General features: G+C 33.0%; 17 protein-coding genes and 1 pseudogene. 4 read left to right on the plus strand and 14 right to left on the minus strand.

What is annotated here, in order from left to right:
- The 3 genes from A9G24_RS13345 to A9G24_RS06895 all read left to right on the plus strand — a co-directional run.
- On the plus strand, positions 1 to 154 hold a 154-nt coding region (locus A9G24_RS13345), incomplete at its 5' end, for a transposase (RefSeq protein ID WP_141673101.1).
- A gap of 20 nt (positions 155 to 174) precedes the next feature.
- Positions 175 to 807, plus strand: a complete 633-nt coding sequence (locus A9G24_RS06885) for a DDE-type integrase/transposase/recombinase (RefSeq protein WP_065638352.1) — start codon at positions 175 to 177, stop codon at positions 805 to 807.
- Between the two features lie 69 nt (positions 808 to 876).
- Positions 877 to 1,958 (plus strand): IS3 family transposase gene (locus tag A9G24_RS06895; RefSeq protein ID WP_442902758.1). Its coding sequence is split into 2 segments (ribosomal slippage): positions 877 to 1,120 and positions 1,120 to 1,958, totalling 1,083 coding nucleotides; the frame shifts between segments, so codons are not numbered across the junction.
- 39 nt (positions 1,959 to 1,997) lie between these two features.
- Here A9G24_RS06895 and A9G24_RS06900 read toward each other — a convergent pair.
- The 12 genes and pseudogenes from A9G24_RS06900 to A9G24_RS06955 all read right to left on the minus strand — a co-directional run.
- Positions 1,998 to 3,602, minus strand: a pseudogene (locus tag A9G24_RS06900) (SNF2-related protein); the annotation flags it as partial.
- Positions 3,603 to 3,683: 81 nt separating this feature from the next.
- Complete coding sequence (locus A9G24_RS06905; RefSeq protein WP_065638354.1) at positions 3,684 to 5,159, minus strand: DUF6094 domain-containing protein; 1,476 nt, start codon at positions 5,157 to 5,159, stop codon at positions 3,684 to 3,686.
- A 15-nt stretch (positions 5,160 to 5,174) separates the two neighbouring features.
- Entirely contained in the window at positions 5,175 to 5,753 is a 579-nt protein-coding gene (locus A9G24_RS06910; RefSeq protein ID WP_065638355.1) for a hypothetical protein, read from the minus strand.
- 79 nt (positions 5,754 to 5,832) lie between these two features.
- A complete protein-coding gene (locus A9G24_RS06915) occupies positions 5,833 to 6,384 on the minus strand; it encodes a DUF3275 family protein (protein WP_065638356.1) in 552 nt (183 codons plus the stop codon).
- Between the two features lie 85 nt (positions 6,385 to 6,469).
- Complete coding sequence (locus A9G24_RS06920; RefSeq protein ID WP_065638357.1) at positions 6,470 to 6,856, minus strand: hypothetical protein; 387 nt, start codon at positions 6,854 to 6,856, stop codon at positions 6,470 to 6,472.
- Between the two features lie 305 nt (positions 6,857 to 7,161).
- Positions 7,162 to 7,515, minus strand: coding sequence for a hypothetical protein (locus A9G24_RS06925; protein ID WP_065638358.1), 354 nt, complete (start codon positions 7,513 to 7,515; stop codon positions 7,162 to 7,164).
- 482 nt (positions 7,516 to 7,997) lie between these two features.
- A complete protein-coding gene (locus tag A9G24_RS06930) occupies positions 7,998 to 8,819 on the minus strand; it encodes an isocitrate lyase/PEP mutase family protein (protein WP_065638359.1) in 822 nt (273 codons plus the stop codon).
- An 8-nt stretch (positions 8,820 to 8,827) separates the two neighbouring features.
- Positions 8,828 to 9,727 (minus strand): class I SAM-dependent methyltransferase, encoded by a 900-nt coding sequence (locus A9G24_RS06935; RefSeq protein WP_065638360.1) that lies wholly within the window; start codon positions 9,725 to 9,727, stop codon positions 8,828 to 8,830.
- Positions 9,717 to 10,664 (minus strand): ThiF family adenylyltransferase, encoded by a 948-nt coding sequence (locus A9G24_RS06940; RefSeq protein ID WP_065638361.1) that lies wholly within the window; start codon positions 10,662 to 10,664, stop codon positions 9,717 to 9,719. The genes A9G24_RS06935 and A9G24_RS06940 overlap by 11 nt, the downstream gene beginning before the upstream one ends.
- A gap of 2 nt (positions 10,665 to 10,666) precedes the next feature.
- Positions 10,667 to 11,197 (minus strand): GNAT family N-acetyltransferase, encoded by a 531-nt coding sequence (locus tag A9G24_RS06945; protein WP_065638362.1) that lies wholly within the window; start codon positions 11,195 to 11,197, stop codon positions 10,667 to 10,669.
- Positions 11,178 to 11,642 (minus strand): methylated-DNA--[protein]-cysteine S-methyltransferase, encoded by a 465-nt coding sequence (locus A9G24_RS06950; RefSeq protein WP_065638363.1) that lies wholly within the window; start codon positions 11,640 to 11,642, stop codon positions 11,178 to 11,180. Before A9G24_RS06950 ends, A9G24_RS06945 begins: the two co-directional genes overlap by 20 nt.
- Positions 11,642 to 13,006 (minus strand): DNA-3-methyladenine glycosylase 2, encoded by a 1,365-nt coding sequence (locus A9G24_RS06955; RefSeq protein ID WP_065638364.1) that lies wholly within the window; start codon positions 13,004 to 13,006, stop codon positions 11,642 to 11,644. Before A9G24_RS06955 ends, A9G24_RS06950 begins: the two co-directional genes overlap by 1 nt.
- A 501-nt stretch (positions 13,007 to 13,507) precedes the next feature.
- Between A9G24_RS06955 and A9G24_RS06960 the strand changes: the two genes are divergently transcribed.
- Positions 13,508 to 13,783, plus strand: coding sequence for a hypothetical protein (locus A9G24_RS06960; RefSeq protein WP_065638365.1), 276 nt, complete (start codon positions 13,508 to 13,510; stop codon positions 13,781 to 13,783).
- A gap of 73 nt (positions 13,784 to 13,856) precedes the next feature.
- Here A9G24_RS06960 and A9G24_RS06965 read toward each other — a convergent pair whose 3' ends face one another.
- Positions 13,857 to 14,516 carry a conjugal transfer protein TraG N-terminal domain-containing protein gene (locus tag A9G24_RS06965; protein WP_065638366.1) on the minus strand — a complete coding sequence of 220 codons (660 nt, stop codon included), beginning with the start codon at positions 14,514 to 14,516 and terminating at the stop codon, positions 13,857 to 13,859.
- Between the two features lie 78 nt (positions 14,517 to 14,594).
- Positions 14,595 to 15,240: IS3 family transposase (locus A9G24_RS06970; protein WP_141673010.1), on the minus strand; the 646-nt coding region annotated here is incomplete at its 5' end.

Raw genomic sequence — 15,240 nt, forward strand, 5'->3', positions numbered from 1 at the left:
TTTCTATAAATGGCGAGAAAAATACGGCGGAATGGAAACTTCGGATATCAAACGCTTAAAAGAGCTGGAGGCTGAAAACCGTAAGCTTAAACAGATGTTTGCCGAACTGAGCTTAAAATCCCAGCTTCAGGAAGAAATCATAAAAAAGCTTTAGTGCCCACAAAGGTACGTAAAATGTGGGCACAGCAACTACAACAAAATCATTCAGTTACTATTGCTATGAGTTGTGCCATTGTTGGCTTAAGCCGTTGTGCTTACTATTATCAACCTAAGTTACAGGATGATTCAGTGATTATTTCGGTGTTGAATGCTGTCACAGACCGGCATTTACGCTGGGGTTTTCCTAAATGTTTTAATCGTATCAGAAAGCTCGGCTATCAATGGAATCATAAACGGGTATATCGGGTGTATTGTGAATTAAAGCTTAATCTCAGGGTAAAGCGTAAAAAACGCATTCCTCCACGATGCCCGGAAAGGTTATTAGTCCCCAATAAACAAGGTGAATGTTGGTCAATGGATTTTATGAGTGACAGTAGTCGTAATCAACGTCGCTTTAGGACATTCAATGTCATCGATGACTTTAATCGTGAGGCGTTAGGGATTGATATTGCAGTAAGCTTACCAGCAGGAAGGATTACCCGTTACTTAGATAAACTGGCTGAATATCATGGGTATCCATTAAAAATACGCGTCGATAATGGACCAGAATTTACAGGAAAAACCTTTATAAACTGGGCTAAATCACATGATATAGCCATTGATTATATCCAGCCCGGTAGCCCATATCAAAACGGGTACATTGTGTAACTATCCCCTAAAATAGTACAGCAAAAAAGTAGAAAATTCTCCATGATAAAAGTAAAAGAGGATTTAATTATGAAAAAAATGACTGAACATCAAATCGTCGCTATTTTAAAAGAAGCAGAGGCAGGTATTCCCGTTAAAGAACTGTGCCGTAAATATGGCATGGGTAATTCAACTTTCTATAAATGGCGAGAAAAATACGGCGGAATGGAAACGTCGGATATCAAACGCTTAAAGGAGCTGGAGGCGGAAAACCGTAAGCTTAAACAGATGTTTGCCGAACTGAGCTTAAAATCCCAGCTTCAGGAAGAAATCATAAAAAAGCTTTAGTGCCCACCAAGGCACGTAAAATGTGGGCACAGCAACTACAACAAAATCATTCAGTTACTATTGTTATGAGTTGTGCTATTGTTGGCTTAAGCCGTTGTGCTTACTATTATCAACCTAAGTTACAGGATGATTCAGTGATTATTTCGGTGTTGAATGCTGTCACAGACCGGCATTTACGCTGGGGTTTTCCTAAATGTTTTAATCGTATCAGAAAGCTCGGCTATCAATGGAATCATAAACGGGTATATCGGGTGTATTGTGAATTAAAGCTTAATCTCAGGGTAAAGCGTAAAAAACGCATTCCTCCACGATGCCCGGAAAGGTTATTAGTCCCCAATAAACAAGGTGAATGTTGGTCAATGGATTTTATGAGTGACAGTAGTCGTAATCAACGTCGCTTTAGGACATTCAATGTCATCGATGACTTTAATCGTGAGGCGTTAGGGATTGATATTGCAGTAAGCTTACCAGCAGGAAGGATTACCCGTTATTTAGATAAACTCGCCGAATATCATGGGTATCCATTAAAAATACGGGTCGATAATGGGCCAGAATTTACAGGAAAAACCTTTACCAACTGGGCTAAATTACATGGTATAACCATTGATTATATCCAGCCCGGTAGCCCTTATCAAAATGGCTATATTGAACGATTTAATCGTACCTATCGTACTGAAGTACTCGATTTATATCTTTTTAACAACTTAGCACAAGCAAGGAGAATAACCGAAGAATGGTTAACGATTTATAATACCGAAAGACCGCATGAGGCATTAAATAACATGACACCGATTGAGTATAAAACACTAAAACAAGCAGCATGATTTTCTACATGAGTTGTGTACTAAGTTTGGGGTATTTACAGTATCTCTTTTCACTAATGCACTTCTCAACTCACTCTTAAGTTTATTCGATAAATCATCGTAATAACTTCTTTGCTCATATGACATTGGAATATCAATATACTCTTCAGTATAATTCGGGAGAATATTATCACCAATATCTTTAAGCTTTAGAAATACTGTATACGGTAATACATATCGTAAAATACCCTTTGGTCCAAAACCTGGAGCTTTTTGTGTTCGATGAGAAATCTGATTACCTTTGGCTGTTTTATGACTATTTCCATGCCTTTCCGTATATAGGTCTTTAATGATTCCATGATCTCGCATAAACTCCATTGCTGCGGTACCAAGTGAACCTCTGCTATTCGGTTTATAACCGTCTTCAATCATCTTAGACGTTAATACACGAAAAAGTAAAAAAAATAGGTCATCTGCATATCCTCCCATAAGAGTACCAGTTAAAAGTAAAATCTTTTTAACTTGGCTAGCAAGCACACCCATCGCCTGCCCTTGTGCAGAACCTTGATTTTTATACTCATGACCTTCATCAACAATCAATAAATCAAAAAATCCTTGTGGTAAATATCTTTTGATAAATTCGGTAGCTTGATAAGCACCTTCGCCAAAACCAAATTCAAGTTTAGCTAAAGCTTTTTCCATTCTTATTGCTTGTCTGTCAGTGAAAATAAACTCACCATTTTCATTCATAAGATTAACAAAATCTGATGCATTATCCGCAAGCAGATCAGATAGAAAATCGTCACCAAATTTATTAATTAGAGATTCAGCTTTCACTGGCCCAATTGTCGGAATTTGACACATCGATTTTTTAACTCTGTCTCTAAAACTAGAATTCGAGTTATTTGATGGTCTAATCAAAGTCCATAAAGCACTGCCGCAATTCACACAAGTTGTTCGATGTTCTTTCAAAACAAAATCGCTAAAAAGAATTAACTCCCCCTCGTCATCACGACAAAAATTATAACAGTCGGGACAAGCAGCACAGTCTTTTTTTATGTATTTTGTTTTAACTTCCCCACGTTCATGAATATTTTGCTTTTGGTAAATAGGTTTTGATTTCAGTGCATGTTTCCAGTGGTATCCCATCCGCATTCGAACACGTCCTAAAACGTAAAATTCAGGCACATTAGATGTAATACCTAACTTAAGCTCTTGCCTCAATTTTAATAGCTTCACAAGTGTATCTGAGCCATTTAAAACCCATACTCTTGCACTTGGTATCGTTTCTAAAATTTCTCGTCGCCATTTATATACAAGATGAGGTGGCGAAATTATCAGATTACGTCGATATTGGGCTTCATAGTGAAGTACTGCTGCCACAGCAATTGCCATCATTGTCTTTCCTGTTCCCATTTCAGCATTGATAATCGCTGCAGGTTCATTCTGATCTAATAACAATTTTGTAACAGCCTGTACAACATTAGCTTGTTCACTAAATGGTTTACGTTTTAACTGTTCCATAATTGATTGTCGTTCAAATGACATATCATCCTGAAGGTAAACTGGAGGATTAGATGCATTCAAACTATCCAATAATGAATCTTTAAATTCATTAATAAAACTATTTAAATCAATTTGTGTATTTAATGTTACTTGTTCCATTTTTAATCCTTAGAAAAAAAGGGATACAAGCTCCACAAGGGATTGTATCCCTTGTGGGTTAATATTTTAATTAATACGGAATTAATACTCATTTGGCAGCATTAGTGTAGTCATAAAAACTTGCTTATAATCAAACCACTCGGTAATAATCCATAGTTTTTTATCATCAGAAAGCTTATAACTTGCAAATAAGCGATCATTTTTTTGTCCTTGCCTTAAAACTCGATCATTTAATTTTTTGTCACTATCATCCATATCATTACCCCAATCACCTTTTTCATAACGACTGAGAGCTTTTGAAACAGCAAGTGCCATATTAAAATCACTATCTGTTAAGGACTTAACTCCTTGTGTAAAATAAATCTCTCCAGTGATAACCAAATTGTATTGATTATTTTCAAGACATCCATCATTTTCACACAATTCATCAGCTTCATTATCTCGGTTCGAAATCAGAAATAACGAACCAAATGTTTCAGAATTTGGAGTGAAATCCCATGCCTTAATTGAAGGAACAAATTTATCAGTCAAAATTGTTTTTGATTCAATAATAAATCCATTATCATCCAACGTATTTTCAACATTTTTCGACTTTGATTTATAAGTATCACCTTTAATAATATAGGTTTTACCTGTGTTAGACTTTACAATACCATTGATTTCACCAGCAGCTAGTGCTAACGATAAATGCCAATCCGACATTTTACACAACGGTTTGCGTTTGCGTTCACAACATTTTTTGAAAAAAAGATTAAAGTCATTCCATAATCCACCTATCTTTTTAACTTCCTGACCTAACTCTTCATCGGTAAATGATAATTTATAGAAAGATTTAATTTCACTTTCTAGCTCAGGAATTTGATACATTGGCTTATTTGTAACAGCTATCTCATCAGGAACAATTTCTCCTTCAAAAATAGCCTTAAATTTCGCCTTCACATCATTTTTTTCCTGAAGTGATATATCATTTTGTCGAACTTTTCTTCCAAAAATAACAATTTGCTTGAATTGTTTATCACAAGCTGTAAATATTGAAATATCAGTGAACTGATTTGCAATCCAATTTGAAAGCATCTCATCAAGCTGAGTAAACGGAATTATTAATACTAAAATACCGTTATACTGAAGCGACGGAATCGTAAAACGATAGAATATTTTCTCTAGTCGTTTGTAGTCTTTCTGATAATTTTTAATTGCTCCATTATGTTCACTAGTTAAATCTCCATATGGTGGATTTAAGAATAATAAACCAAAGGAATTAGGTGAAATAACGGTATCAAATAAGTCACTTCTTAACAAAACATCACAATATTTTTGAGCTAGTTCTGCTCGATGTCGATTGTATTCAATACCATATAGTTTTGCTTTATGACTAAGTGAATACGCAATATTACTTGCTGCTCGAGCTTCACCAACACAAGGATCTAAAACTCGAATAGCAGTATTATCAGTTCTTACAAAATGGCTAATAATTGCATTTGTTGTAGCATCATCCGTTGGATAATAGCCATTTTTAGCAAAATTATGCGCCACTCTCGGCGATATAAGTGCAACCATAAATACTCCCTATGATTATGATAAAGTTAAAATACCATCACGAATTTTTTGGCTCATGATTTGAGTTAATATTGTGTCGTTTACAATGATTGTTGTTGCATCAATATCACCAACAATTGCTTTATGTTCTTTAATCATTCCTTGTTGTTTAGCAATCGACACAATTTCGTCAGCCCAATGTTCTAAAATGGGTACAGATGAAAGTGTTTTAATTGCATCAAAGTAACGATTATGTCTAGTGGAAACATCTTCTATCTTATAAATAGAGATCATTGAATTTGAATCACGGTTTGGCTCAATAATGCGTTTATCAAAAATAAAAGCATGAATCAACGAACCAAATAACGTTTTAGTTACTTTCAATGTGCGCTTTGCATAATACTTTCCTTCAGCTAAAAACACTCGATGATGATTTAACTTAATATCCGTTAAACCATATGTAGTTGTTTCGCCAATCGTAAGTTTTGCAAAGAGTTCCTGCATTGCGGTATCTTTCCCCCATACAGATAAAAAAATGAGTTCCGAATCGTTATTCGCAATACAACAATCACATTTCAAATCAGGAATATCTTGTAATGTAAGAATGTTACTCATTAAAGTTTCTCCTTAAATCAATATAAGGAGAAACGATCTCTAGGAAGACCTGTTTCTCCCCAGAGATAGATAAGTTAAGTTAAAATTGTTCTGGCAATTTATTCCAACATTGGCTTTTATAGTCAAAATGGTAACCAAGTTCGATTAAACGTTTTTTCTGGGAACGTATTTTTAAGCGATCCTCCGTTGAATCTAGTTTAACTTGATCACCTATTGGCCATAAAATACCAAACAGTTCAACATCACCTGAACCTGAGGTAACCATAGTTTCTTCATGTTGATGTTCAGTATTAACTTTCTGAACTTCAGATGACTCTGTCTGACAAATAGGGTCTTCTGATACATGTATTTTTTCCGAATCTGCTTCATCTAATTTGGATGAATTAACCAGATCCATATCTTCAATATACGCACAACATTCAATAACAACACGATTGCCATAACTATATGAAGAAGATTTGATTTGTTTAATCACAAACGACCCTTCATATTTTCCAGCTTCATACTGATCCAATAATTTATTATCTTTTAAAGAAAATTCACCAATGGACGTAAAAAGCTTGGCGACATTGAAATTGCCATATTTACCCGTTCTGGTTGTAATGACTAATTCACCAGGTATTGAAATCATATTAATGCTCCAGTATAAAAAGTAAAAATAAAAACCAACTACTTTATGCGTAATAAAGTAAGCTGGTTTAAATGAAATAGGAAAACTATTTTTGTAGTTGATGATAATTTCTAACTTGAGTTCGCCATTCGTGATTTACTTCAAAATTAGCTAATTCAAGGTAATTAAGTGGACATGAATAATAAGGAGGAAAAGATAATTCACAATAATATGAATAGCTCCAAGCCTCGTCAATTTTTTTAATCAAATTACATTTTATGTAACGGTATTTACCTGCCAGTAAAATGTTTCGATAATCGTTTATGACATTAAATTCAATTAATGACCATAATATGGTTACTCCATGAATATAGTCATTACAAACATGAAATTGCAATGTTTTTTCTTCATAATGTTCACTATAAACAGGAGCAATTAATAAATTAATTAACTCAGATTTAGTATGAATATTATGCTCTGAATACCATCTCATAATAATAAACCTCCTCAAACAAAATCAGGAGATATCACTCAAGAGGAGTGAAAATCCCCCTCCTGGTTGACACATTAAAATTAAGACTTATGTAAGTATTCTTGAATGATTGAACTTAATGATACATCATCAGGTATAGTTGCTTCACAATTGATTAAAGCAAGAAAATATTCTGTTGAAAGAAGTATGTATTCGTTAGTTAACATGGATATTCTCCTAATTAAAAGTTGAATAAAAAAGGAGAATACTTTCCACAGGAGAAAATATTCCCCTATGGGTAAAAGATAAAAACAATTAATTACTTATTAAAATAATTTTCTTGTTTTATTTTGGATCTCATTTTTTTCTAATGAGGCATGAGTTAGTTCTCGTTGTTGCACCAATGCTGGAAGTAAGTCATTGTATTCCTCAATTCTTAGCATTCGAATATCTTTCAATGAAGGTGTAAACCAACTAAACTTTTGTCCCAATTGTTGAACGGCTAAAACACAAGTTACTGCATTAATACTACTATTACCAAAATATACAGATCCCTGTTCCCATTCAAAACCAAGCTTTTTTAACTCATCTCTAACTTCTTTATAAGCATTAGTATACACACCAGGATAATAGTGCTCTAATCTACTAGTATCGAAGTCAAAAGTAATTGCATAAGACATTGAGTATTCCTCAATATGTGAATGTGATAGTCTATAAAAACTCAACATCAAATAGATGTTACCAACCTGCAAGAAACAGTGAGTTTGTTGGCTGTTAGGATGTGATCACCTTAAAAAAGGAACGCTCCATTTTATTGGCAGCGTCTGAGAATTAATGATCATCTTCTCGTTGTTTGTTACTTAAAGTAACGGAAACATGATTAGTATACTAATTTGACTTCAAAATACAATAACGATTTTCAAGAGGCTCAATCTTATCTGAATTAACAATAAACTCTGATTAATTAGAGCAATGACCATTAGTTGGTACTATATCAAAACTGGACAATAAAATGGAGTCAATTAGGTTAATCCCATTCAAAAAGATATCCTAACAACAACTTAGTCACTCCTAGACAGCAAACAAAAAAACTGAAACAAGAGCTGCTAAATAATGGTAATAGCGAATCTTGGATGATAGTGTAATTACCATTACCACATTATCATTTTTTTTGAAATGTTATAGGTTTTAAATTAAATAATAGATTCAGTGGATCATGGCTGTAATGACTCGCGTAATTTTTATTATGAATAGTTCGATTAATCGACTTTTCTAAATATGCTAACATTTCGTCAAATACAGAGTTTCCTAAGCTAAATCGATTGACTCCTGCTAACCGAAGATCATCTATGTTACTGATGTTAGGTAAATTTAAAACATTTAAGGGGAGCGCTATTTCATCGGAAATCTCACGAATTTCACTTAAATTGCTTAACCCTGGAACAAATAAACAGTCGGCACCAGCACTTTTATATACAGAAGCCCTAGCAATTGTTTCTGTCAATTTATCATGACAAAATGGACTCAAATAAGTATCAGTCCTTGCATTAAGAACAAAGTGAGGAAACCCTTTGGCAAGCAATGTTGATTTGATGAGCGATATAATTCTTGAAAAATTTGTTGGGGATTGTAAGTTTCCACTAATTTCCGAATCTTCAATATTAATCCCAGAACATCCGATATCTGCTAGTTTAATCACGTTATCGACAATATCAGTCACTCGAGATGAATACCCTTTTTCCATATCAACAGATAAAGGGATTTTTACTACCTTTAAAATATTTTGAGCATTATGCAGAACTGTGTAGAATGTGATGTTTTCACCATCTTTCACGTTATTGGTGGCCGATAATGCGCTACTTGATGTACCTAAAGCTTTATAACCAGCCTCCTCATAAATTCTTGCTGAGAGCACATCCCAGCAATTAGCCAAAACAAAAAAAGATTTTTTAGAGTGTAACTCTTTGAAAGTAGAATAATTCATAATTTATTTTAGCCTTTACTATTATAAGTGATATCGATCATTGCATTAAAAACATGAGGCAAACCAACAGAATTACCATAGTTATCACGTAGATACTTAGATTCAAGCATCATTGCTGATAAATTTTCCTTGATTAGGTATCCCTGTTCTTTAAAAAAGCTTTCACTTTGATCAAAGTTAAGCCCAAAAAAGTGCGGTTCACCAATTTCAATCAAAACATTATAAAGCTCTTTGGCACCATAAAAATCCAAGTTACCAGCAATATAATCTTGATAAGCATAATCTAACGTAATTTGTAATTCGGAAGAAAAAAAGTCTTTCAACTCAGTTAGTGTTGAAATTATTATTTCTTCAGGTAAAAAATAAGTCACGCCTTCCCAAAGAATCAATGTTGGAGTATTTGCATCAACCTTGTTTTCAATGAAGCATTTTGTCAAATCAGAGTCGTTAAAATTACAAAATATATGAGAATAATACTTATTGGTGATAAGATTGTGCTGTTCTATTTTTGTTTTCTTAAACTCAAGCATAGCTTTCAAATCAACTTCATACAATTTTGTATTGCTGTCATTTAAAGTATCAGAAAAACGGATAGCTCTTGAATCAAAGCCAGCACCTAAAATTATTACTTGTGAATTTTTATGTTCTGATAACCAAGCTTTCAACGAATCATCAAATTTTAATGTTCTAATCAAATGATAATATAAACATCCAGGTAATTTTGTTTGCATTTCTTGTTTTAATTTTTCAATATCACTAAGATAGTTTTCCCATTTACCATTCACAAAGTACTCACCATAATGATCGGGATTTTTAATTTTTTCATTTTCACCAGACAATAAATAACGCATTAGAGAAGTTACGCTAGCACTTTCAATAATATCAAAATGTGTTTTATTATTTTTCATTAAGTAATTTCTCCAATTCAGCATTAAATTGATCAATTTCCATTTGTTTTTTTATACTCCCATCAGAGAAATAAATACCTCCCTGTAGCTGAGCTGCATCATATATATAAATTGAGGGTATCGGTGGTAAGGTTTCTGCGTATGGGGGATATTCTATATTTAAAAGGCACAAAATTGCCCGTTGGGTTAGTAACCCCTCCGCTACAGGTGGAGAACCCGCAAAAATTGGTAATGCATCTGTTTTTTTTATCCATTGCATGATCTTTGCAAAAGAAGGGTATAAAGGAAATCTAGGTGCCCATAACTTCAACATTTGTTCTGTTTTATCACTATCAGCCAAACTTTTAATAGATTCTTCATTTTTGAAAGAATACCATTTTTCAATCGGCATACTAGTTTTTAAAAACTTATAAAGATGAGCCGTCCATCCAATAACAGAACAAGCTAAAATCGTTCGACAACGAGATTCTTTACGAAAGGCTCTATGTAAAGCAAATTTTTCTTTTAATAGACTAAAATCGACTTGATCTAAAATTAGGTCACAGCCCTGTACAAAATCTTCAGCACTATCTTCAGTTATTCCATTTTCATAAATTTCTATATCTACATCTTCTGCTAATTTGTAAGCCATTTCGCCTACAACACGAGCTTTATTTTGTCCAATATTCTCTAAACATGCTCCTAATTGCCTATTTATGTTACTGTAATCAAATGTATCTGGGTCTGCAATTTTGATTTTTTTGACACCAAATCTCGCCAATCTAACAGCCATTGCTCCACCAATTCCACCTGCCCCTGCTATACCTATTGTCATTTGTGACAATTTTTGTTGTGCTGACTCTTGTGCTGCCTCATCAACACCTAAAAATGGAATTGTCCTATTGATTCTTTTACGATAAATATCTTTGTCAAATTTTGCTTTTAATAAAGTTTTCATATTTAAATCTCTTTTTTCAGTAAATAAACGTCCCCGTAGTGTGGGCTCTTAACCGTAGTTATATTTGTGAAACAAAACCCATTTTTTAAAAAAAATGGAACCATATAATCATTGCAATCCAGAATGATTGTTTTTTTACCTCTTAAATTTGCAAATTTTTCCGCTTGAACTAACAAGTTACAACCCAAACCTAAGCACCGAAAATTTTTTGAAACCATCAATTTTGTTAAAAATATATAATTATTTTTAGTAACAGATTGAAGCATCAAATTATATTTTGAATTAAGCATTTGCTCAGACTCTATCAACCTGATAGTCGCAACGACCTTGTCCTTAAAATGAGCAGCATAAATTATGGAATAGGGTTCTAAATCATCATAAATTATTCTTTTGGAATGGTTTAAATCCGATATTTTTCGATTCATTTCCACATAATAAATTTGATACCAAAATTGATATATTGGTAATCGCTTAAAAGGCTTTTTTATATACTCCAAATATGAAATATTTTTATTATTTGAGCAATGATTCATGGTTAAGAAGCCATTTTTTTGTTGTCAGACCACCAGCATAACCTTTCAAACCACCATCAGAGCTTATTACACGGTGGCACGGCACAATAATAGAAATTTTGTTCAATGAACAAGCATGACCAACCGCTCTTGATTTATTTTTTGAACCAAGAGAAATAGCTATTTCTTTATAAGAACTAGTGTAACCAAAAGGAATTTTGAGTAATTCATCATAGACAGTGGACGAAAAGATTGTTCCCTGAGATATGAAAGGAAGACAAAAAACGGTCAGTTTTTTAGAAAAATAGAGTATTAATTGCTGTTTACATAATTCAGTGATTTCATTTTTATTAGTTTCTAATGCTGAGTTAGAAAACATTACCTCAATGATATGCTCATTCGTAGCGATTATATTTGCAAAATGCAAAGGAAATGATTTTGGGCATTTAAGTTGATCAAAATACATCACAAATTGCTCCATAAATGAATACTCAAATAGCTTCTCCACGGTGCAGCGATATCACTATTTCGAAGCTCATATTTATCGAGAGCTTTTTTTATACCTAAATCTGTTTCCATCCAAATATCTGAAGCATTCATTCCTCTTAATTTTATATAATTGATAGTCCACGGGCCAACACCTTTTACTTGATCCAAACTATCGATATGTGAATTTATATCGTAATCGCAGCACCATTGAGAAAATGCAAATAATGTATTTTTTTTGGACTGAGTCGTTTTCATTCTGTCTAATCCAGATACTGTGATTTCCTTTGGGAAGGGAAAATAATGATTTGCGTGTTCATCTTTTTTGTGAAAAATAGAAACAAATTGATTTAGTAAATTTGTCGCCGCGGAAACAGAGACTTGTTGACCACATATGGCTCGAATTCCTGCTTCATATGGCGAAAAAACACCAGGAATATGCAACCCTTTATTTTTTATTACAGAGGGATATAAGTTTTTAAGCTGATCTTCAATAAAATTAATATTTGAATTTAAATCAAACATTACTGAAATTTTTCGTAAGACTTCTGCTATTTTTGGTAGAAATGACCTAGATAAAGTTATAATAAATGAACGATCTTCGCACTTGATTTCAAAGTAGCCTTTGATATTTTCAATTTCTATTGTGCGTCGATAAACTCTACCTTCGATACTTTCGATGTTGCTAATAAGCCTTTTTGATTGAAATGTGAGGAAAAAATCCCAATTGTAAAAATTTATATAAGGTATTTTTAAATCAATCGTTTGTTTCGCTCCATCCTTAGTTTTACTAAGTAATTTTCGAACTGGAACTTTCAAAAAACGATTAGTCAGGTTATAAAGACCACTAACGCAACTATATCCACACGCTTCCGATATTTCAACAATACTTAGATTTGATGAGTATAGAAGCTTTCTCGCAAATAATGCTTTCGTCATATTTTGAAACTGTTTTAAAGATATTCCTAAGTTTTTTGTAAACGCTTTATTTAGATTTCTACTGGAAGTAAATAAGGCAGATGCAATATCCTCTACACTAGATGTCAGCATTTCTCCTGATTGGATTAACTTTACAGCTTGTTGCGTAAATACAGAGTAACGAGAAAGCTCGTTAAAGTTTGGCGAGAATTCTGGTTTACAACGAAAACACGGACGATAACCTGCGCTAAGGGCCTCTTCTTTGGATAAATAATAGGTAACATTTTTTTCCAGTGGTAGTTTTGCAGGACAAATTGTTCGACAGAATATTTTTGTTGTTTTAACAGCAATAAATACTTTGCCATCAAACCGAGGATCTCTGCTTATACGAGCTTGCCTAAATACATCAGTTGTATATTTTTCCATTAGGAATAACCAAATTTAATCAAGTAAGCCATCATATCACCATTGTGTTTGAATATTTTTCCAAAAATCGGAATTCAATGTTAGTTACAATAAATTTAGTGATTTTTCTGGCAAAATTTAATTAAAGAAAGGACTATTAAATATAATCTTTCTTATGTCTCAATTCAGATTAAATTAATAAAATTATATATTTGATGGTTCATCTTCTATTTTTGATGAACTAAAAAAATAAATATTCTTCTGTATTAACTTGGCTAATGCTCGTTTTTTTCATGAATATAAAGTATTAAATAGCCCTTTCCCTCAAAATCCTTTTGGGTTTTCTGCTCGTAGCCTTTTCAAGGTAGGGCCATTCCCATTATGGCCCATTACCATTAATAACCATTACCCTTTTTTCCTTACCCTTTTACCCTTTGTTTTTGCCATTTAAGTATTTAGCATTGACACAAAATAAAAGATGTTTTATATATAAAAGAATAAATTTTAATCAGAGACATAAAAATGGAAAATAAAGATAAGTCAACACAATCTGACACAAACCATAAAATGCTTTTTAATAGTGACGGTTTTGAATTATTTATAAAAATTTTAACAGTTTCTGTAAAATTCATATTGTTCATATTCAAAGGTATACTATACATATTACCATGCTTTTTGGAAACACCAGCAGAAGAAAAAAGAAGAGAAGAAGAAGAAGAAGAAAGAATAAAAAATGAAATATCGTATTATGATGATGACGGTCATGCTTACACAAGCGATGGCGATAGAATGTGGTGATAAAAGAAAAGGTTATTATAAATAATAAGCTAATATGCCATTTATATTAGCTTACTATTATTTAACATTTTAACTATTTCTTTCCTTTTGTTGCAACTTTCATTGCAATGTCTTTTCCTTTTTTAGCCTTACTTATTCCATCTTTTCCTACCTGTTGCATTTTACTTGAACTTTTATTTATAAAACTCTCTACTCCTGAACTAACTTTAAACCCAGCCCACGACAAACCTGCAAGTAAAATCAAAGGGAATCCAATAAATACAAATGACGTAATAATATCAACTAGCGATTTATTAATATTCCATTTATCGGACATAAAATGAATAGCATTATTTTCATACATAATATTAATCAGTCTAGAATCTAGAAAACGTGCCAGTTCCCAGACAAATGTTAAAAATATCAATGAAAACATGACAAATGTTAGCGTGATTATCGTCTTTGGTTCAAATCCTCCAATTAAAATAATGATAGGTAATAAAATAATAATAGACATTATTAATATCGATTGAACCATAGGTGCTGCTTGTCGCAACGCATCAATTTCAATAAAGTTCGACATAGACGAAAAAAATGCTCCTACAGATGCAATTGAACTTCCAACTTGCTCAGATATCGATGGATCCCTATTTTCGTAGTCAACAAACAGATAATCAGAACTCTGTAACATTTTTTTTGGATTTAAAACTGAACGCAAAACAATTTCATCCAGCTCTTCTTTACTGTTTGTCAACCATTCCCAAAACGAAAATTTATTAATGTTCGGATTTATGTAAATACCCCAAACTTAGTACAAGATTCAAGTAGAAAATCATGCTGTTTGTTTTAGTGTTTTATACTCAATCGGCGTCATGTTATTTAATGCCTCATGCGGTCTTTCGGTGTTATAAATCGTTAACCATTCTTCGGTTATTCTCCTTGCTTGTGCTAAGTTGTTAAAAAGATATAAATCGAGTACTTCAGTACGATAGGTACGATTAAATCGTTCAATGTACCCGTTTTGATATGGGCTACCGGGCTGGATATAATCAATGGCTATATCATGTGATTTAGCCCAGTTTATAAAGGTTTTTCCTGTAAATTCTGGTCCATTATCGACGCGTATTTTTAATGGATACCCATGATATTCAGCCAGTTTATCTAAGTAACGGGTAATCCTTCCTGCTGGTAAGCTTACTGCAATATCAATACCTAACGCCTCACGATTAAAGTCATCGATGACATTGAATGTCCTAAAGCGACGTTGATTACAGCTACTATCACTCATAAAATCCATTGACCAACATTCACCTTGTTTATTAGGAACCAATAGCTTTTCTGGTGTTCGTTGGGGGATACGTTTTTTACGTTTAGCTCTAATATTAAGTTTTAACTCACAATACACCCGATACACCCGTTTATGATTCCATTTATAGCCGAGCTTTCTGATGCGATTAAAACATTTGGGAAAGCCCCAG

This window comes from Gilliamella sp. App6-5, from assembly GCF_001690525.1.
GTDB classification, from domain to species: Bacteria; Pseudomonadota; Gammaproteobacteria; order Enterobacterales; family Orbaceae; genus Gilliamella; species Gilliamella apicola_H.

Excerpts from the sequence above, each read along its gene's own strand:
- A9G24_RS06885 (WP_065638352.1), top strand. The coding sequence starts at position 175 with ATGTGGGCACAGCAACTACAACAAAATCATTCAGTTACTATTGCTATG.
- A9G24_RS06905 (WP_065638354.1), bottom strand. The coding sequence starts at position 5,159 with ATGGTTGCACTTATATCGCCGAGAGTGGCGCATAATTTTGCTAAAAAT.
- A9G24_RS06910 (WP_065638355.1), bottom strand. The coding sequence starts at position 5,753 with ATGAGTAACATTCTTACATTACAAGATATTCCTGATTTGAAATGTGAT.
- A9G24_RS06915 (WP_065638356.1), bottom strand. The coding sequence starts at position 6,384 with ATGATTTCAATACCTGGTGAATTAGTCATTACAACCAGAACGGGTAAA.
- A9G24_RS06920 (WP_065638357.1), bottom strand. The coding sequence starts at position 6,856 with ATGAGATGGTATTCAGAGCATAATATTCATACTAAATCTGAGTTAATT.
- A9G24_RS06925 (WP_065638358.1), bottom strand. The coding sequence starts at position 7,515 with ATGTCTTATGCAATTACTTTTGACTTCGATACTAGTAGATTAGAGCAC.
- A9G24_RS06930 (WP_065638359.1), bottom strand. The coding sequence starts at position 8,819 with ATGAATTATTCTACTTTCAAAGAGTTACACTCTAAAAAATCTTTTTTT.
- A9G24_RS06935 (WP_065638360.1), bottom strand. The coding sequence starts at position 9,727 with ATGAAAAATAATAAAACACATTTTGATATTATTGAAAGTGCTAGCGTA.
- A9G24_RS06940 (WP_065638361.1), bottom strand. The coding sequence starts at position 10,664 with ATGAAAACTTTATTAAAAGCAAAATTTGACAAAGATATTTATCGTAAA.
- A9G24_RS06945 (WP_065638362.1), bottom strand. The coding sequence starts at position 11,197 with ATGAATCATTGCTCAAATAATAAAAATATTTCATATTTGGAGTATATA.
- A9G24_RS06950 (WP_065638363.1), bottom strand. The coding sequence starts at position 11,642 with ATGTATTTTGATCAACTTAAATGCCCAAAATCATTTCCTTTGCATTTT.
- A9G24_RS06955 (WP_065638364.1), bottom strand. The coding sequence starts at position 13,006 with ATGGAAAAATATACAACTGATGTATTTAGGCAAGCTCGTATAAGCAGA.
- A9G24_RS06960 (WP_065638365.1), top strand. The coding sequence starts at position 13,508 with ATGGAAAATAAAGATAAGTCAACACAATCTGACACAAACCATAAAATG.